Annotated in this window: 15 protein-coding genes; 3 read left to right on the top strand and 12 right to left on the bottom strand. The window is 72.0% G+C overall.

Going from position 1 to position 18,708, the window contains the following annotated elements:
- Positions 1 to 15: 15 nt before the first annotated feature.
- From rarD to DVR05_RS10075, 3 genes are all read left to right on the top strand, one after another.
- On the top strand, positions 16 to 945 hold the full coding sequence (gene rarD, locus DVR05_RS10085; protein WP_116245628.1) for an EamA family transporter RarD: 930 nt from the start codon (positions 16 to 18) through the stop codon (positions 943 to 945).
- A gap of 115 nt (positions 946 to 1,060) precedes the next feature.
- Complete coding sequence (locus DVR05_RS10080) at positions 1,061 to 1,870, top strand: hypothetical protein (protein WP_116245579.1); 810 nt, start codon at positions 1,061 to 1,063, stop codon at positions 1,868 to 1,870.
- Between the two features lie 215 nt (positions 1,871 to 2,085).
- Positions 2,086 to 3,354 (top strand): hypothetical protein, encoded by a 1,269-nt coding sequence (locus tag DVR05_RS10075; protein WP_116245578.1) that lies wholly within the window; start codon positions 2,086 to 2,088, stop codon positions 3,352 to 3,354.
- A gap of 79 nt (positions 3,355 to 3,433) precedes the next feature.
- Here the strand turns inward: DVR05_RS10075 and DVR05_RS10070 are convergent, their stop codons facing one another.
- From DVR05_RS10070 to DVR05_RS10015, 12 genes are all read right to left on the bottom strand, one after another.
- Entirely contained in the window at positions 3,434 to 4,438 is a 1,005-nt protein-coding gene (locus DVR05_RS10070; protein ID WP_116245577.1) for a polyprenyl synthetase family protein, read from the bottom strand.
- 142 nt (positions 4,439 to 4,580) lie between these two features.
- Entirely contained in the window at positions 4,581 to 6,245 is a 1,665-nt protein-coding gene (gene nuoN, locus DVR05_RS10065) for an NADH-quinone oxidoreductase subunit NuoN (RefSeq protein WP_116245576.1), read from the bottom strand.
- The gene (locus DVR05_RS10060) at positions 6,242 to 7,777 is read right to left on the bottom strand and encodes an NADH-quinone oxidoreductase subunit M (protein WP_116245575.1); all 1,536 of its coding nucleotides are present in this window, start codon (positions 7,775 to 7,777) and stop codon (positions 6,242 to 6,244) included. Before DVR05_RS10060 ends, nuoN begins: the two co-directional genes overlap by 4 nt.
- A gap of 3 nt (positions 7,778 to 7,780) precedes the next feature.
- Positions 7,781 to 9,724, bottom strand: coding sequence for an NADH-quinone oxidoreductase subunit L (gene nuoL, locus DVR05_RS10055; protein WP_116245574.1), 1,944 nt, complete (start codon positions 9,722 to 9,724; stop codon positions 7,781 to 7,783).
- A gap of 14 nt (positions 9,725 to 9,738) precedes the next feature.
- Positions 9,739 to 10,038 carry an NADH-quinone oxidoreductase subunit NuoK gene (gene nuoK / locus DVR05_RS10050; protein ID WP_116245573.1) on the bottom strand — a complete coding sequence of 100 codons (300 nt, stop codon included), beginning with the start codon at positions 10,036 to 10,038 and terminating at the stop codon, positions 9,739 to 9,741.
- Positions 10,026 to 10,982, bottom strand: coding sequence for an NADH-quinone oxidoreductase subunit J (locus DVR05_RS10045; protein WP_116245572.1), 957 nt, complete (start codon positions 10,980 to 10,982; stop codon positions 10,026 to 10,028). Before DVR05_RS10045 ends, nuoK begins: the two co-directional genes overlap by 13 nt.
- Positions 10,979 to 11,518: an NADH-quinone oxidoreductase subunit NuoI gene (gene nuoI, locus DVR05_RS10040; RefSeq protein ID WP_116245571.1), complete on the bottom strand. Its 540-nt coding sequence runs from the start codon at positions 11,516 to 11,518 to the stop codon at positions 10,979 to 10,981. The genes DVR05_RS10045 and nuoI overlap by 4 nt, the downstream gene beginning before the upstream one ends.
- Entirely contained in the window at positions 11,511 to 12,881 is a 1,371-nt protein-coding gene (gene nuoH, locus DVR05_RS10035) for an NADH-quinone oxidoreductase subunit NuoH (protein ID WP_116245570.1), read from the bottom strand. The genes nuoI and nuoH overlap by 8 nt, the downstream gene beginning before the upstream one ends.
- A complete protein-coding gene (locus DVR05_RS10030) occupies positions 12,878 to 15,337 on the bottom strand; it encodes an NADH-quinone oxidoreductase subunit G (RefSeq protein ID WP_116245569.1) in 2,460 nt (819 codons plus the stop codon). Before DVR05_RS10030 ends, nuoH begins: the two co-directional genes overlap by 4 nt.
- Positions 15,334 to 16,668, bottom strand: coding sequence for an NADH-quinone oxidoreductase subunit NuoF (nuoF, locus tag DVR05_RS10025; protein ID WP_116245568.1), 1,335 nt, complete (start codon positions 16,666 to 16,668; stop codon positions 15,334 to 15,336). The genes DVR05_RS10030 and nuoF overlap by 4 nt, the downstream gene beginning before the upstream one ends.
- Positions 16,665 to 17,408 (bottom strand): NADH-quinone oxidoreductase subunit NuoE, encoded by a 744-nt coding sequence (gene nuoE / locus DVR05_RS10020; RefSeq protein ID WP_116245567.1) that lies wholly within the window; start codon positions 17,406 to 17,408, stop codon positions 16,665 to 16,667. The genes nuoF and nuoE overlap by 4 nt, the downstream gene beginning before the upstream one ends.
- The gene (locus DVR05_RS10015; protein ID WP_116245566.1) at positions 17,405 to 18,700 is read right to left on the bottom strand and encodes an NADH-quinone oxidoreductase subunit D; all 1,296 of its coding nucleotides are present in this window, start codon (positions 18,698 to 18,700) and stop codon (positions 17,405 to 17,407) included. The genes nuoE and DVR05_RS10015 overlap by 4 nt, the downstream gene beginning before the upstream one ends.
- Positions 18,701 to 18,708: the final 8 nt, after the last annotated feature.

Genomic DNA, 18,708 nt, shown 5'->3' with positions numbered 1-18,708 from the left:
CCTACGATGGGGGTCGTGCCCGAATCCAACCGCGGCGTCGCCATCGGCGCGAGCGCCTTCCTCTTCTGGGGCTTCGCGGCCCTCTACTGGCCCTTCCTCTCCGCCTCCGAACCCAGCGAGATCCTCGCCCACCGCATGGTGTGGTCCCTCCTGGCCATGTGCGTCTTCCTCCTCCTCGCCCGGCGCGGCTGGAGCTGGCTGCTCCCCGTCCTGCGCAGCCCGCGCCGCTTCCTCCCCATCGCGGCGGGGGCCGTCCTCATCGGGATCAACTGGTGGGGGTTCATCTACGCGGTCTCCATCCAGGAGACCCTCCAGGCCTCGCTCGCCTACTTCGTCAACCCGATGATGGCGGTCTGCCTCGGCGTGCTCGTCTTCTCCGAACGCCTGCGCCCCACCCAGTGGGTCGCGGTCGGCCTGGGCGCCCTGGCCGTCGTGGTCATGACCGTCGCCTACGGCTCCGCCCCGTGGCTGTCCCTGCTCATGGCGTCGTCCTTCGCCGCCTACGGCGCGGTCAAGAAGTACGTCGACCTCGACGGCATGCAGAGTCTCACCGTCGAGACCCTCATCATGTTCGCGCCCGCGCTCGGCTACGTCGCCTACCTGGAGCTGACCGGGGACGGCACGATGTTCTCCGTCTCCCCGGGCCACACGGCGCTGCTGGTCGGCGGCGGCTTCGTCACCGCCCTGCCGCTGCTGCTGTTCGGTGTGGCCGCCCGGCGGGTGCCGTTGAACGTCATCGGCATGCTCCAGTACATCGCGCCCTCGATGATCTTCCTCATCGGCTGGCTCATCCAGGGCGAGGAGATGCCGCCGAGCCGGTGGATCGGTTTCGGGTTCGTGTGGTCGGCGGTGCTGGTGTTCGTCTACGACCAGATCCGCACGGCCCGGTCCACCCGGCGGAACGGCCCTGTCCGTGACCCCGAACCCACCGCTCCGGCCGACTGACCCCGTTTCCCCGGTTCCGGCAAACCAAAACCACCCTCAGTGACAGTGTGCTAACGTCGGGTCGCGGGCGGGGTCTCCCCGTCCCGACCACAGCACCCGTCGCGGAGGGCCCTCCATGCCTGCCACCAGCCGAAGCGGACGCGCGGCGCGCGTCGTCTCGGCCGTGTGCGCGCTGGCGCCCTCGATGCTCGGGCTGCCGCTGCTCGCCGGAGCCTTCCTCGCCACGCTGTGGCTGTTCGGGGCGGCCCCGGCCCACGCCGACACCCTCGACCTCGACGGCGCCCGGCCCCTGTCCGACACCGTGGGCGAGGTGGTCCGGGTCGCCGACCCGGTCACCGCCACCCTCGGCACCGTCCACCGGGGCCTGGAGGAACACGCCGAGCGAACCGCCGAGGCCGCGGAGGGCCTGTCCGATCCGGCCCAGGCGGTCAGCGAGGTGGGCGTCGGAGCCCGCCACGTCGTCGAGGAGATCCGCCCCGACCGTTGGGATGCGCCCGCGGCCGAGCCGCTGCCCGAGCTCGCGGCCGGTCCGGAGGAAGGCGCGACCCGCGCCCCGCGCGAGGCGTCGGCCCCCGCCGAGGAGGGCGCGGTGTCCCCGGCCCCCGCGGCCGCGGACGCCGACCCGGCGCCCGCCCCCGAACCCACACGGTGGCACGCCGCGGCCGAGGCGACCGCTGACGACGCCCCACACCGCGCCGACGAGTCCCCCCGCGCGCACCCGCGCGACACCGAGCGCCTCGGCGGCCATCTGACCACCGGGTCCGCGCCCACCTCGGGGAACCCCTCCGCCGCCCCCGGTGTCGCCGGATACCTCACCTCCACACCGTTGGCGGCCCCGGCCTCCGTGCCCGCCCGCCCGGTCGACGCCCGGCTCCACTCCGTGCCCGTCGACCCCGCCGACGACCCCACGGTCTCCCCCGACTAGGACCGGCCCCCGGGCACGCCCGCCGTGCCCCGGACCGGTCCCAGCCCGGGCCCCACGCGCCCGTCCACGTTCTGGGAGCTGACCTGAGTCCCGTGCGCTCGCTCACGTGATTCACGTCAGCCGGTGGTCCACAGCTCCTCCGGCTCCGGCCCACGCGCACCCGTCGCGCGACCGGCCGCCTCGTATCCACGCAACAGAGTTCTGGAAGGTTAACCATGACGCAGGTCAAGCGGACCTCAGCCCGAACCCTCGTCCTCGCTGCCGGGACGGCCGGTTTCGTCGCCCTGGGCGCGGGCGTCGCCGGCGCCGACACGCTGGAGTCCCCCACCCACGCGGTCGCCCCCCTCGTCGAACGGGCCCTCGTGGAGGGCGTCGCCCCGACGATGCGCGGTCTGGCCCCCGAGGGCGCCGTCCCCATCGCCGACTCCGTGCTGCAGGAGCTCCAGCGGACCGCGCACGACCCGGCCAAGCCCGCCCCCGACCTGTCCGCGCCGCTGCCCGAGTCCGGCCGTCTGGTCACCCCCGTGACCGACGTCCAGAGCCCGCTCCCGGCCGTGGGCGACGCCGTCGCCGAGACGCAGGACGCCACCGGCCTCGACGGCGACCCGCACCACACGATCGGCCACTCGGCCGGTGACGCCGTGACCGAGTCCGCCACGGACGCCGGGGAGTCCCTGGAGGACCTCGGCGGGCTGGTCGAGGACACGGCCAACGACGCGGGCGGCCGGGTCGGGGACTCCGCCGGCCGGGTGCTGCCGCACACCGTCCAGGCCACGCACGACCTCAAGGACGAGCTGGACGTCCCCGCGCCCTCCGAGCTGACCCGACTGGCCCACCCCTCCGAACTGTCCGGCCTGACCGAGGGGGCCGAGCTGCCACTCGCCGAGGGCTCCGGGCTGCCCGAGGCCACGGACCTGACCGGGCTGACCGGCGACAACTCGCTGGCCCTCAGCGACGTGGCGGACCTGCCGCTGGCCGAGGACACCGGCACCGTCCGCCAGAGCTCGGCCGCCACCACCGTCCCGAACATCTGGGACATGGCCTACGTCTTCGGCCTGGAGACCCCCAAGCAGGCCCAGGACCTCGTGGAGTCCAACCCGGTCACCGACGACAACTACGTCAACCTCGGTGAGGGCGAGATCCTCGGCCTGGTGGGCCAGCGCAACATGGACGAGCCCCTGACCATGACCGTCGCCCAGAGCGCCCCGGCCGCGGGCGGGTTGGGCGACCTGACCAGGGCGCTGCCCGAGGTGACCGAGGGCGGCCTGCCCCGCGTGGCCGAGGGCGTCGACACCCGGACCGCCGAGGACCTGGTCGACGCGCTGGGCCAGGGCCCCTCCATGCTGGAGGAACTCGACACCAGCGACCTGGTGTCGATCGAGGGCGGCGGCCCCGTCCAGGCCCCCGCCGAGGACGACGGCCTGACCCACCACCCGACCTTCACCGAACTGCCCGGCCACGAGGCCCTGCCGGTCGTGAGCTGACCCCTCCCGAACGAGGTCGACGGCCCCGCCCCCCGGACCGGGCGGCGGGGCCGTCGTGGTTCCGTGTCCGTCCGGGGGGTCAGCCGGAGCGGCGCACCACGTAGTCGCACAGGGCCTCGAAGGCGCCGCGCGCCGGGCCCTCGGGCAGCGTGGCCAGCTCGGACCGCGCCAGGTCGGCCCAGCGGTTCAGCGTCGCCTCGGCCTCGCCCATCGCCGGGTGGCGGCGCAGCAGGGCGAGGGCCTCCTCGGCCTCCTCATCGCCCAGGGGGCGGCCCAGCAGCGACCGCAGCCGTTCGTCCTCCGGGGCGGTCGACCGCAGCGCGTAGAACATCGGCAGGGTGAGCACACCCTCCCGCAGGTCCGTGCCGGGGGTCTTACCGGAGTCGGCGGTCTCGCTGGCGACGTCGAGCAGGTCGTCGGAGATCTGGAAGGCCATCCCGATCGCGTCGCTGGCCCGGGTGAGCGTGCCCACGAGCTCCGGGTCGACCTTGCCGAACATGCCGCCGAACTCGGCCGAGGACGCGATGAGCGACGCGGTCTTGTCGCTGATCACCCGGAGGTAGTGCTCCAGCGGGTCGGCGCCCTCCAGCGGCCCGGACGTCTCCAGGATCTGCCCCTGGACGAGGCGGCCGAACGTGGCCGCCTGCAACCGGACCGCCTCGGCGCCCAGGTCGGCGAGCAGCTCCGATGCCTTGGCGAACACGTAGTCGCCGGTGAGGATGGCGATGTTGTTGCCCCAGCGCTGGTTGGCGCTGGGCTCGCCGCGCCGCAGCTCCGCCTCGTCCATGACGTCGTCGTGGTACAGGGTCGCCATGTGGGTCAGCTCCACCACGGCGGCGGCCGGGATGAGGTCGGGCACCGACGGGTCGCCGAAGCGCGCGGCGAGCAGCACGAGCGTGGCGCGGAACCGCTTGCCCCCGGCGGTGATCAGGTGGGAGGCGGCCTCCGTCAGCATGGGGTTGCTGGACTCCACCGTCGACCTGAGCAGGTCCTCGACCTCGTCCAGGCCGGCCTGGATCTCCCGGGCGAGTGTCGGGTCGACTCTCGGCAGAGCGAGAAACCCGCTCGGGACAGCACCGCTCACCGTAAAGCTCCACCTGTCGAGAGGGCGCGCGGGTGGTCCTCCGGGGCGGAGGACCCACCGCGCGCTCAGCACATGAACATGATCCGACTTGCCACGGTATCCGACCCGGATTGCAGAGCCAAAGCCACACCCGGGTAGCCGGTCAGCCGGTGCCGATATCCGCCGTGACCTGGTACACCGTCACCGTGGCGGGCTGCGAACCCGGTTCCGTGGCCGGCAGGAGATTCTCCAGCAGCGGCCCCGGGAGGACACCCAGGAGCAACGTGGCGGCCACCCCCAGGGCGATCACCCCGCCCGTGAGCACCCCGGCCGGAGCGACGCTCGGGCCCTCCCCCTCCGGGTCCCGGAAGAACATCACGACGATGATCCGGACGTAGAAGAACGCGGTGACGGCGCTGCTGAGGACACCCACGACCACGAGCGGCGCGGCGCCCGCCGCCAGGGCCGCCTCGAACACGGCGAACTTGCCGATGAACCCGCTCGTGAGCGGGATCCCGGCGAAGGCGAGCAGGAACAGGCCCAGTGATCCGGCCAGCGCCGGGGAGCGCCGCCCCAGCCCCGCCCAGCGGTCGAGGTCGCCCAGTTCCTGACTCCCGTCGCGGGTGCGCACCAGCGTCACCACGGCGAAGGCGCCCAGCGTGGTGAAGCCGTAGGCGGCCAGGTAGAACATGGCGCCAGCGAGCCCCTCGACGCTGTTGGCGACGACCGCGGTGAGCACGAACCCGGCGTGCACCACCGACGAGTAGGCGAGCAGCCGCTTGACGTCCCGCTGGGTCACCGCGATGACCGCGGCAGCGACCATCGTGAGAATCGCCACCGTCCACAGCATGGGCTCCCACACGTCCGCCGAACCGCCGAACGGGACGAAGAACACCCGCAGCAGCGCGCCGAACGCGGCGACCAGGGTGCACGAGGCCATGAGCGCGGTGATCGGCGTCGGGGCGCCCTGGTAGACGTCCGGCTTCCAGTTGTGGAAGGGCACCGCGCCGACCTTGAACAGCAGGCCGACCCCGACCAGACCGATCCCCATGAGCAGCAGCGGACGTCCGTCGCCGCCCTCGAAGATCGCCGCGCCCCCGCTCTCCACGGCGGCGCGCACGTCGGCGAAGTTCACCGAGCCCGCGTACCCGTAGACCATCGCGATGCCGAACAGGAAGAACGCCGAGGCGAACGCGCCCAGCAGGAAGTACTTGACCGCGGCCTCCTGCGAGAAGAGGCGGCGACGGCGGGCCAGTCCGCACATCAGGTACAGCGGCAGGCTCATCACCTCCAGGGCGATGAACATGGTGAGGAAGTCGTTGGACGCCGGGAACATGAGCATCCCCAGCACCGCGAACAGCACCAGCGGGTAGACCTCGGTGTGCTGGGAGCCCGCCATGATGTGGGCGCGCTCCTCCTCGCTGCCGGGCACCGTGGCCGCCTGGGCGGCGAAGGCGTCGCGGCCGTGCCGGCGCTCGGCGATGAGCATGAGGCTGACCAGTGCCAGGACCGTGATCGTGCCCTGGAAGAACAGGACCGTCCGGTCCACGGCCAGCACCCCGGCGGCCAGCAGCGCGCCCTCCTCCGGGACGGTGCCCATCTGGACGAGCAGCAGGACGAACGTGGTGAGCAGGGCGACGACGGCGAGCCCGAGCTGGAGCCCCCGGCGTCGCGCGCCGGGCACGAACGCCTCGAACAGCACGGCGAGCACACCCGCCGCGAACACGGTCAGCAGCGGCGCGAACAGCCACCAGTCCAGTTCCGGTGCCGCCTCGGTGAGTCCGGGGAGCGTCGGCTCCACCGCCTCGGCGGGGATGAGGGGGATCACTCCTCGTCTCCTTCCTGTGCGCCGCCGTCGGCGACCGCGCCGACCTCGGAGGTGTCCTCGTCGACGGTGCGTTCGACGGCGGGGTTGATCACGTCCAGCAGCGGCTGCGGGTAGACGCCGAACGCGATGATGAGGGCGACCAGCGGGCTGACCGCCCATGCCTCGCGCCCGGACAGGTCACGCAGTCCGGACAGCTTCTCCGGGACCGGGCCGGTCATGGTGCGCTGGTACATCCACAGGATGTAGAGCGCGGCCAGGACGACGCCGGCCGTGGCCAGGACCGCCGGGACCGCGTTGAACTCGTACACCCCGACGAACACCAGGAACTCGCTGACGAACGGGGCGAGGCCGGGCAGCGCGAGCCCGGCCAGTCCCACGACCAGGAAGGTCCCGGCGAGCTTGGGGGCGATCTTCTGCACACCGCCGTAGTCGGCGATGAGCGCCGAGCCGCGGCGGGCGATGAGGAAGCCCACGATGAGGAACAGCGCCCCCGTCGCGAACCCGTGGTTGACCATGTACAGGGCGGCGCCCGCCTGCCCCTCCTGGGTCAGGGCGAAGATGCCCAGGGTGATGAAGCCGAAGTGGGACACGGACGTGTAGGCGACCAGGCGCATCATGTCGGTCTGGCCGATGGCGAGGATCGCCCCGTAGACGATGCTCACCAGGCTCAGGCCGACCACCGGCCACACGAACCACGAGATCGCCCCGGGGAACAGCTCCATGCAGTACCGGAGCATCCCGTAGGTGCCGACCTTGTCCAGCACACCGACCAGCAGGACCGCCGTGCCGGGCCGCGACGCCCCGGCCGCCGACGGCAGCCAGGTGTGCACGGGCCACATCGGCGCCTTGATCGCGAAGGCGATGAAGAAGCCGAGGAACAGCCACCGCGCGACCTCGGGCGAGACCGCCCGCAGCGGGCCGCCGTCCGCGACCAGGTCGGTCCACAGGAAGGTGCCGCCGTACACGTACACGCCGATCACCGCGACCAGCATGACCAGGCCGCCCGCGAGGCTGTACAGCAGGAACTTCACGGCTGCGCGCGACCGCTCGTCGCCGCGCCCGTACCGCCCGATCATGAAGTAGACCGGGATGAGCATCGCCTCGAAGAAGACGTAGAACAGGAAGACGTCGGTGGCGGCGAAGACGCCGACCATCATCGCCTCCAGCACCAGGACGAGGGCGAGGTAGGCGCGCCCGCCGTCCTCGCGGTCGTCGTGTTCGTTCCACGCCGCCAGCACGACCAGCGGCACGAGGACCGCCGACATCAGGATGAGCGCGAGCGCGACGCCGTCGACGCCGACCGCGTAGTGGACCCCGAAGTAGGGGATCCACGGGTACACCTCCTCGAACTGGAACCGTCCCGCGGCGGAGACGTCGAAGCGCAGCGCCATCGCCGCGATGACGAGCAGCGTGCCCAGGGAGAAGCCCAGGGCGATGCGTTTGGCGGCCTCGGCCGAGCCGCGCGGGGTCGCCCAGAGGACGACCGCGCCGACCGCGGGGAGCGCGATCGCGATGGTGAGCCAGGGGATCATTGTCTACAACCTCACAACCAGCGTCGCGGCGACGATCACGGCGCCGAAGAGCATGGTGAGCGCGTACGTGCGGGCGAACCCAGTCTGGGCCCGGCCCAGCCCGCGGGAGGAGTCGCGCACACCCATGCCGAGCCCGTCCACCGCCGCGTCGATGACCTTGTCCTCGACCACGACCAGGGCCTTGGTGAGGATCTGTCCGGGCTTCATGAACAGCTCCTCGTTGATCTCGTTGCCGTACAGCTCCCTGCTGGCCGCGACGGTGACGAGGTTGCCGGCGGGCGCGGTCCGCGCGACCGGCCTGCGCAGGTACACCGCCCAGGCCGCCGCCACACCGAGCACGAGCGCGCCCAGGGCGGCCAGGCCGTAGGGGGAGGTGAGGGCGTGCGCCACGTCGAAGTGGTGCGGCTCGGCGGCCACGGCCGGGGCGAGGAAGCCCGCGAACCGGTCGCCGAACATCAGGAAGGCGCCCAGCGCGGTGGAGCCGATCGCCAGCACGACCATCGGCGCGGTCATCACGCGCGGAGACTCGTGCGGGTGCACCCCCTCGTCCCACCGCTTCTGGCCGAGGAAGGTCATGAAGACCATCCGCGACATGTAGAAGGCGGTCAGGCCCGCGCCGACGATGACGGCGGCGCCGAGCACCGTTCCCTGCGTGCCGCCGAGGTCGAAGGCCGCGGAGATGATGCTCTCCTTGGTCCACCAGCCGGACAGCAGCGGAACGCCGATGATGGCGAGGTAGCCGAGGCCGAAGGTGGCGAAGGTGACCGGCATGACCCGGCCCAGTCCGCCGTACCGGCGCATGTCCACGCCGTCGTTCATGGCGTGCATGACCGACCCGGCGCCCAGGAACAGCCCGGCCTTGAAGAAGCCGTGCGTGACCAGGTGGGCGATGGCGGCCACGTAGCCGACCGGTCCGAGCCCGGCGGCCAGGACCATCATCCCGATCTGGCTCATCGTCGACCCGGCCAGGGACTTCTTGATGTCGTCCTTGGCCGAGGCGATGATCCCGCCCGCGATCATCGTCGCGGCGCCGACCACCGCGACGGCGGTCTGGGCGACGGGCGCGCCCTCGTAGATCGGTCCGGCGCGCACCACCAGGTACACACCGGCGGTGACCATCGTCGCCGCGTGGATGAGCGCCGACACCGGGGTCGGGCCCTCCATCGCGTCGAGCAACCACGCCTGGAGCGGAAGCTGCGCGGACTTGCCGCACGCGCCCAGCAGCAGCAGGAGGCCGATCGCCAGCAGCAGGCCGTCGCTCACCCCGGGCACCTGGGCGAACACGTCGCTGAAGCCGACCGCGCCCAGGGCGGTGTACATGATCATGATCGCCACGAGCAGGCCGACGTCGCCGACCCGGTTGATCAGGAACGCCTTCTTGGCGGCGGTGGCCGCGCTCGGCTTGTACTGCCAGAACCCGATGAGCAGGTAGGACGCCAGGCCCACGCCCTCCCAGCCGAGGAAGAGCAGCACGAAGTTGTCCGCGAGCACCAGCACGAGCATGGCGGCCACGAACAGGTTGAGGTAGGCGAAGAACCGCCGCCGGTCGGGGTCCTCGGCCATGTAGCCGACCGAGTAGATGTGGATCAGCGAGCCGACGAACGTGATCAGCAGGACGAACGTGATCGACAGGGGGTCGACCAGCAGGTTGACCCGTGCCGACACGCCGCCCGCGGCGAACCACTCGTAGACCGGGACCGACACGGCCCGGGCGTCGGCGGCCCGGCCGAGCAGGTCGAACAGGATGAGGACCGCCCAGGCGAAGGACGCCACCGGCAGGGCCACGGCCAGCCAGTGCCCCCAGGCGTTGGTGCGCCGCCCGCCCAGCAGGAGGATCGCCGCGCCCGCCAGGGGCAGGGCGATCAGCAGCCAGGCGTACGACAGCAGCGGGCTGTCGGCCGCGGCCGCCACCGCGGGTTCGGCGGCGAGGTATGCGTGAGATGTCACTGCCACGTCGCCTTCTAGTGCTTGAGCAGGTTCGCGTCATCGAGCGACGCCGACCTGCGGGTTCGGAAGATCTGCATGATGATCGCCAGCCCGACGACCACCTCGGCGGCGGCGACGACCATCACGAAGAAGGCGATGACCTGCCCCTCGATGTCCCCGTGCATCCGGGCGAACGCGACGAACGCCAGGTTGCAGGCGTTGAGCATGAGCTCCACGCACATGAAGACGATGATCGCGTTGCGTCGGAGGAGGACTCCGACGGCGCCGATGGTGAAGATCAGCGAAGCCAGGACGATGTAGTTCATCGGGTCCACGAGGACTCGACCTCCTGCCCGTTGCCGTTGTGGTCGCCGTCCGACCCGTCCTCGGTGGCGTCCGGGCCGTCGGGGGCCGCGGCGGAGCCGTTGACGCGCCGCTCCGTCGGCTCGCCCTCCTTGGAGCGGGCCGAGTCCGACGCCCCGCCCGGAAGCGGCGGCCGTCCCGCCCGGAAGTCGCTCGGCACGCCCGACTGGAGCTGCGGGTCGCGCGCGGCGAGGACGGGGTTGAGGGAGAGTTGGGAGACCGTGCCGTCCGGCAGCAGCGCGGGCATGTCGATCGCGTTGTGCCGGGCGTAGGTGCCGGGGCCGGGCAGCGGCGTCGGGTGGTCGCCGCGGATCCGGTCCTCGGAGATCTCCCGCTGGGTGCGGCGCTTCTTCGTCCGGGCGGTGTGCGCCAGGACCAGCGCGCCCAGGACCGCGGTGATGAGCAGTGCCCCGGTGGCCTCGAAGGCGACCACGTAGCGCAGCAGCAGCTCGTTGGCGATCCACGGGATGCTGCCCCCGGCGGCGGCCGCTCCCCCGGCGATGCCGACCGGGTCGCCCACGACGATGCGGGTGATCCCGGTGGCCAGGGCGCCGACGAAGCACAGCGCGACGACGGCGGTGAGGACGCGCTGCCCGCCGAGCGTCTCGGTGAGCGAGTCGGCCGAGCTGACGCCGATGAGCATGAGCACGAACAGGAACAGCATCAGGACCGCGCCGGTGTAGACGACGATCTGGACGACCATGAGGAACGGCGCCTCGTTGATGCCGTAGAAGACGGCCAGCCCGACCATGGCCAGGGCCATCGACATGGCCGAGTGGACGGCCTTGCGGGAGAAGACCACGCCCAGGGCGCCCAGGACGACCAGGGTGCCCAGGACCCAGAAGGCGCTGGCCTCCCCGCCGCCGATGGGGGCCGCGAGGGCGGGGGCCGAGGCGGCGACGGTGGCGGGGGTCAACGTACCGCCTCCGTCGTCTCCTGCGACCCGTGCTGGCCGCGACCGGTCGCGTAGTACTCCTCCTCGGTCTCGCCGAGCCGCATCGGGTGCGGCGGCGGCTCCATGCCCTCCTTCAGCGGGGCGAGCAGCTGTTCCTTGGTCCAGATCAGGCTCTGCCTGCTGTCGTCGGCCAGCTCGTACTCGTTGGTCATGGTCAGCGCGCGGGTCGGACATGCCTCCACGCACAGCCCGCACAGGATGCAGCGCAGGTAGTTGATCTGGTAGACGCGCCCGTACCGTTCGCCGGGCGAGTACCGCTCGTCCTCGCTGTTGTCGCCGGCCTCCACGTAGATGGCGTCGGCCGGGCAGGCCCAGGCGCACAGTTCGCACCCGATGCACTTCTCCAGACCGTCGGCCCACCTGTTGAGCTGGTGCCGACCGTGGAAGCGTGGCGCCGTGGGGCGCTTGACCTCGGGGTACTCGACCGTCGGCACCCTGGTGAACATGGTGTGGAAGGTGACGCCGAAACCCTTGACCGGGTTGAGCCACTCAAGCACCGCTGACCTCCTCACGCTTGTCGTTGCGTCCGGCGACGGCCGCGGCCGTCCGCGGGGGTTCGGCGAGCACGCTGCTGCCGTAGTGCGCGGCGGTGCTCGGGGGGACCGGGAACCCGCCGAAGGACGGGTCCCCGTGGGCGCGGCGCGCGTTCTCGGCGCGCTCGCGGGCCTCGATCGCGCGCTCCCGGCGCACGTACCGCACCCAGGCCCAGAACGCGGCGAGCGTGGCCGCGGTGAACGCCGCCACGACGGCGCCGACGACCACCGGGGAGGCGCCGTCGATGACGAGCATCCGCACGACGGCGACCGCGGTGATCCACACGAGCTGGACCGGGATGAGCACCTTCCAGCCGAACTTCATCAGCTGGTCGTAGCGGACCCGGGGCAGGCTGCCGCGCGCCCAGATGAACAGGAACATCACGCACACGAACTTGAGCAGCCACCACAGGGCGGGCCACCAGCCCTCGTTGGCGCCGGGCAGGACCGCGGACACCCCGGGCGGGGCGAGCCAGCCGCCGAGGAAGAGCGTCACGGACACCGCCGCGACCGTGCACATGTTCACGTACTCCGCGAGGAAGAACATCGTGAACTTCATGGACCCGTACTCGGTCATGAAGCCGCCGACGATCTCCCCCTCGCCCTCGGCGAGGTCGAACGGGAGCCGGTTGGTCTCGCCGATCATCGTCACCAGGTAGACCAGGAACGACGGCAGGAGCAGCACCGCGAACCACAGGCCGCGCTGGGACTCGACGATCCCGGACGTGGTGAGCGTCCCGGACATGATGAAGACCGCCACGAACGACATGCCCATCGCGATCTCGTAGCTGATCACCTGCGCCGAGGCCCGCAGACCGCCGAGCAGGGCGTAGGGGGACTGGGAGGCCCAGCCGCCGAGCACGAACCCGTACACCCCCAGGGCGGCGGTGGCCAGGACCACCAGCGCGGCGATCGGCAGGTCGGTGAGCTGGAGCGGCGTGGTGACGCCGAACAGGTTCACCTCGGGGCCGACCGGGATGACGGAGAAGGCGATGAAGGCGGGCACGGCCGCGATCATCGGCGCGGCGATGTAGACGAACCGGTCCACCCCGCGCGGGATCAGGTCCTCCTTGAGGGAGAGCTTGATCCCGTCGAACAGGGACTGGAGCAGGCCGAAGGGGCCCATCCGGTTGGGGCCGTGGCGCTGCTGCATCCGGCCCATGACCTTGCGGTCGGCCATGATCATCATCAGCACGCACAGCATGAGGAAGACGAAGATCGCCACGGCCTTGATCGTGGTGATCCACCACGGATCCTGACCGAAGGCGTCCAGGGTGGCCTCCGAGGCCAGCTGGGCCGCGTGCGGATCGAGGGCGGCGGGGGTCACTGCTGCCTCCCGGAGTCGGTGGCGGTGGCCAGGATGACCGTCTCGCCCGCGCCGCCGGCGAGGTCACGCGGGACGTCGCAGCCGCGGGCGTTGGCGGGCAGCCAGACGACCCGGTCGGCGATGTCGGTGACGACGACGGGAACGGTCACGGAGCCGCGGGTCCCGGTGACGCGGAGCGCTCCGCCGTCGGGGACGCCGACCTCGTCGGCCGTGGCCTTGGACAGGTAGGCGCGGGGCGCGCGGGCGGTCCCGGCGAGGAACGGCTCGCCGTCCTCCATCCGGCCGGTGCCGAGCAGCTGGCGCCAGGTCGACAGGACCGCCTGCCCCGGGCCGGTGTCGGGGACCGGTTCGGGGCGCGCCGACGGGCCGTCGGCGCGCTCGCCGGTCCACAGCCCGAGTTCGAGCAGTTCGCGGTAGGCGGTCGCGGCGTCGGGCAGACCGAGGTGGACGTCCATCCGGTCGGCGATCGCCGCCAGCACCCGCAGGTCGGACAGGGCGCCGGGCACCTTGAGCGCGTCGCCGAAGGGCCGGTGGCGGCCCTCCCAGTTGACGAAGGTGCCGGACTTCTCGGCGACCGCGGCCACCGGCAGCACCACGTCGGCGCGGTCGGTGACGTCGCTGGCCCGCAGTTCGAGGCTGACCACGAACGGCACCCGGGCCAGGGCGGCGCGGGCGGCGTCGGGGTCGGGCAGGTCGTCGAGCTCCACGCCGGCGATGAGCAGGGCGTCCAGCTCTCCGGCGGCGGCCGCCGCGAGGATGCGGGCGGTGTCGCGGCCCGGGGTCTCGGGCAGGGAGCCGACGTTCCAGGCCCGGGCCACCTCGGCGCGGGCCGCCGGGTCGGCGACGGGGCGGCCCCCGGGCAGCAGGCCCGGCAGCGCTCCGGCGTCGACGGCGCCGCGCTCGCCCGCGCGGCGGGGCACCCACACCAGGCGGGCGCCGGTCCGTTCGGCCAGGTCGGCGGCGGCGGTCAGCGCGCCGGGAACGGCGGCGAGCCGCTCCCCGGCGACGATCACCGCGCCCTCCTGGCGCAGCGCCTCGGCGGCCTCGGGGTCCTCGGTCTCCAGGGCGTTGAGCACGCGTCCCTCGTCGCCGGGGACCGCACGGACGAGCCGCCCGCCGGTCTTGGTCAGGCCGAGGCTGGCGTGCGAGGCGACGGAGAAGACCCTGACCTTGTTCTTCCGGGCGCCCTTGCGCAGCCGGAGGAACATGCTCGGGGACTCGTCCTCGGGCTCGATCCCGGCCAGGAACACAGCGGGCGCCGTCTCCAGGGCGGTGAAGTCGACCCCGATCGGGGTGCCCGCGACGTGGGCGGCCAGGAAGTCGGCCTCCTCCTCGGAGTGGGCGCGGGCCCGGGCGTCGACGTCGTTGGTGCCCAGGGCGACGCGGGCGAACTTGGCGTAGGCGTAGGCGTCCTCGTAGGTGAGGCGCCCGCCGACCAGGACGCCGACCCGGCCGCGCGCGGCGGCCAGGCCCCGGGCGGCGACGTCGACCGCCTCGGGCCAGGAGGCGAACTCCAGGGCGCGGGACTCCTCGTCGCGGACCAGGGGGCGGGTGAGGCGGTCGGGCTGGGTGGCGTAGGTGAACGCCCACCGGCCCTTGTCGCAGTTCCACTCCTCGTTGACCCGGGGGTCGTCCCCGGCCAGGCGGCGGGTGACCTTGCCGCGCCGGTGGTCGGTGCGCTGGGCGCAGCCGCCCGCGCAGTGCTCGCACACGCTGGGCGTGGACACCAGGTCGAAGGGGCGGGACCGGAACCGGTAGGCGGCGCCGGTGAGCGCCCCGACCGGGCAGATCTGCACGGTGTTGCCGGAGAAGTAGGAGTCGAACGCCTCCCCCTCGGCGATGCCGACCTGTTCCTGGGCGCCGCGCTCCATGAGTTCGATGAGCGGGTCCCCGGCGATCTGCGCGGCGAAGCGGGTGCAGCGGGCGCACTGGATGCAGCGCTCCCGGTCGAGCAGCACCTGGCTGGACAGCGCGATCGGTTTGGGGAAGGTGCGCTTGACGTCGACGAAGCGCGTCTCCCCCTGCCCGTTGGACACGGCCTGGTTCTGGAGGGGGCACTCGCCGCCCTTGTCGCAGACCGGGCAGTCCAGCGGGTGGTTGATCAGGAGGAACTCCATGATCCCGCGCTGGGCCTTGTCCGCCACCTCGGAGGTCAGCTGGGTGTTGACCACCATGCCGTCCATCACGGTGATGGTGCAGGATGCCTGCGGTTTGGGCATGCCCCGGCCGTTGCCCATGTCGGGGATCTCCACCAGGCACTGGCGGCAGGCGCCGACCGGGTCGAGCAGCGGGTGGTCGCAGAACCGGGGGATCTGGATCCCGAGCAGCTCGGCGGCCCGGATGACCAGCGTTCCCTTGGGCACCTGGATGCGGAACCCGTCGATGGTGACGGTGATCAGGTCCTCCGGGGGCGGTGCGGGCGCCGCCCCGCCGGAGGAGTTGGACGTGACGGTCACTGGTTCCCTCCCCGTTCCGTGGTGGTCGAGGTCGGCCGGTCCCCCCAGAGGGTGGCCCTGGAGTGGTCGAAGGGGCAGCCGCCCTTCTCCACGTGGTCGATGTACTCCTGGCGGAAGTACTTGATGGAGGAGGTGACCGGGCTGGTCGCGCCGTCGCCGAGGGCGCAGAAGGAGCGGCCGAGCAGGTTGTCGCAGATGTCCAGGAGCTTGTCGAGGTCCTCCTCGGTGCCCCGGCCGTTCTCCAGCCGGTCCAGCACCTGGACCATCCAGAAGTTGCCCTCGCGGCAGGGTGTGCACTTGCCGCAGGACTCGTGGGCGTAGAAGGCGATCCACCGGCCGACCGCGCGGACGACGCACGTGGTCTCGTCGAAGATCTGGAGGGCGCGGGTGCCGAGCATGGACCCGGCGGCGCCCACCGACTCGAAGTCGAGCGGTGTGTCGAGGTGCTCGTCGGTGAAGATCGGCGTGGAGGAGCCGCCGGGCGTCCAGAACTTGAGCCGGTGCCCGGCGCGGATCCCGCCCGCCATGTCGAGGAGCTCGCGCAGGGTGATCCCGAGCGGGGCCTCGTACTGTCCGGGGTTGGTCACGTGCCCGGACAGGGAGAAGAAGCCGAACCCGGCGGACTTCTCCGTGCCCATGGAGGTGAACCACTCGGCTCCGTTGGCGACGATGCTCGGGACGCTGGCGATGGACTCGACGTTGTTCACCACGGTCGGCGAGGCGTAGAGCCCGGCCACGGCGGGGAAGGGCGGCTTGAGCCGGGGCTGGCCCCGGTAGCCCTCCAGGGAGTCGAGCAGCGCCGTCTCCTCGCCGCAGATGTAGGCGCCCGCGCCCGCGTGGACGACCACGTCGAGGTCGAAGCCGGTGCCGAGGATGTCCTTCCCCAGCAGTCCGGCGTCGTAGGCCTCGGCGACGGCCCGGCGCAGGCGGCGGATGACGTGGACGACCTCGCCGCGCACGTAGACGAACGCCTGGTGGGACCTGATCGCGTACGAGGCGATCGCGATGCCCTCCACCAGCACGTGCGGGTTGGCGAGCATGAGGGGGATGTCCTTGCAGGTGCCCGGTTCGGACTCGTCGGCGTTGACGACGAGGTAGCGCGGGTTGGGGTTGTCCGGCGGCAGGAAGCCCCACTTCATCCCGGTGGGGAACCCGGCGCCGCCGCGCCCGCGCAGGCCGGACTGCTTGACCATGTCGACGATGGCGTCGGGCTCCATGGTCAGCGCCCGGCGCAGCGCCTCGTAGCCGCCGGTGGCCCGGTAGCCGTCGAGGGTGAAGGAGTCCGGCCGGTCCCAGTGCTCGGACAGGATCGGGGTCAGGGTGGTGCTCACTTGCTCCCCTCCTCTCCCTGCTCTTCGGGTGTGGATGGGCGCACGGTCCCGGGGTCCGGCGCCGACCAGCCGCGCTCCCGGGCGAGTTTCAGCCCGGCCAGGGACGGGGCCGCCGCCTGGACGCCCTCGCCCCCGCGCCCGTCGTCGAACCCGGCCAGCACGCGCGACGCCTGCTTCCAGGTGCACAGGCTGGCGGGTCCGCGGGTGGGCGCGACGTCCCGGCCCAGCCGCAGGTCGTCGACCAGCCGCTTGGCGCTCTCGGGTGTCTGGTTGTCGAAGAACTCCCAGTTGACCATCACGACCGGCGCGAAGTCGCAGGCCGCGTTGCACTCGACGTGCTCCAGGGTGACCTTGCCGTCCTCGGTGGTCTCGGCGTTGCCCACGCCCAGGTGCTCCTTGAGGGCGGCGAAGATCTCGTCGCCGCCCATCACCGCGCACAGGGTGTTGGTGCACACGCCCACCTGGTAGTCCCCGCCGGGGCGGCGGCGGTACATCGTGTAGAAGGTGGCCACCGCGTTGACCTCGGCGAGCGTGATGCCGAGCTGGTCGGCGCAGAAGCGCATCCCCGCCCGGCTGACGTGGCCCTCCTCCGCCTGCACCAGGTGCAGCAGCGGCAGGAGCGCGGACCGCTCCTTCGGGTAGCGGCTGATCAGCTCCTTGGCGTCCTGTTCCAGCCGCGCGACCACCTCGTCGGGGAACCGGTCGGCGCCCGTGTCGTCGGGTGTACTGTGCTCGGTCACCGGTCCACGCCTCCCATCACCGGGTCGATACTGGCCACGGCCGCGATGACGTCCGCCACCGTGCCGCCCTCGCACATGGCGGCCACGGCCTGCAGGTGCGTGAACGAGGGGTCGCGGAAGTGCACGCGGTAGGGGCGGGTGCCCCCGTCGCTGACCGCGTGGCACCCGAGCTCGCCCTTGGCGCTCTCGACGGCCGCGTACGCCTGGCCCGCGGGCACCCGGAAGCCCTCGGTGACCAGCTTGAAGTGGTGGATGAGCGCCTCCATGGAGCCGCTCATGATGTGTGCGATGTGGTCGGGCGAGTTGCCCATCCCGTCCGGACCGAGGGCCAGCTTGGCGGGCCAGCCGATCTTGGCGTCCTCGATCATCACCGGGCCGGGCCGGAGCTTGTCCAGGCACTGCTCGACGATCTTGAGGCTCTCGGTCATCTCGGCCATGCGGACGCGGTAGCGCGCGTAGACGTCGCCGCCGTCGGAGACGGGGATGTCGAACTCGTAGTCCTCGTAGCCGCAGTAGGGCTTGGCCTTGCGCAGGTCCCAGGCCAGACCCGAGGCGCGCAGCAGCGGGCCGGTCACGCCCAGCGCCATGCAGCCCGGCAGGTTGAGGTAGGCCACGTCCCTGGTGCGGGCGAGGTAGACGGGGTTCTCGTCCAGGAGCTTGCGCATGGTCGCGATCCGCTTCGGCATCTCCTTGAGGAGTTCGCGGATCTTGCCGACCACGCCGGGCGGCAGGTCCTGGGCCACGCCGCCGGGGCGCACGTAGGCGTGGTTCATCCGCAGGCCCGTGATGAGTTCCAGGATGTCCAGGATCATCTCGCGCTCGCGGAAGCCGTTGGTCATGACCGTGGTCGCGCCGAGCTCCATGCCGAACGTGGCCATCGCGACGAAGTGCGACGCCATCCGGTTGAGCTCCATGACCAGGACGCGGATGACGTTGGCCCGCTCGGGGATCCGGTCGGAGACGTCGAGCAGCCGTTCGACCGCCAGGCAGTACGCCGTCTCGTTGAACAGCGGCGTCAGGTAGTCCATGCGGGTCACGAACGTGGTCCCCTGGGTCCACGTCCGGTACTCCATGTTCTTCTCGATACCGGTGTGCAGGTAGCCGATACCGACGCGCGCCTCGGTGCAGGTCTCACCGTCGAGGGTGAGGATCAGGCGCAGGACGCCGTGTGTGGACGGGTGTTGGGGGCCCATGTTGACGACGAGGCGCTCGGCGCTCGTGGCCTGCGCCCTCTCGATGACCTCGTCCCAGTCCCCGCCCGAGGCGTCGATGTAGTCCTCGGTGACGGTCATGCCGGGCC

Origin of the sequence: Nocardiopsis sp. FIRDI 009 (assembly GCF_003386285.1) — a bacterium.
GTDB lineage: Bacteria > Actinomycetota > Actinomycetes > Streptosporangiales > Streptosporangiaceae > Nocardiopsis.
This window is presented reverse-complemented; position numbering and strand designations above follow the sequence as displayed.

Excerpts from the sequence above, each read along its gene's own strand:
- DVR05_RS10080 (WP_116245579.1), top strand. The coding sequence starts at position 1,061 with ATGCCTGCCACCAGCCGAAGCGGACGCGCGGCGCGCGTCGTCTCGGCC.
- DVR05_RS10075 (WP_116245578.1), top strand. The coding sequence starts at position 2,086 with ATGACGCAGGTCAAGCGGACCTCAGCCCGAACCCTCGTCCTCGCTGCC.
- DVR05_RS10060 (WP_116245575.1), bottom strand. The coding sequence starts at position 7,777 with ATGATCCCCTGGCTCACCATCGCGATCGCGCTCCCCGCGGTCGGCGCG.
- DVR05_RS10015 (WP_116245566.1), bottom strand. The coding sequence starts at position 18,700 with ATGACCGTCACCGAGGACTACATCGACGCCTCGGGCGGGGACTGGGAC.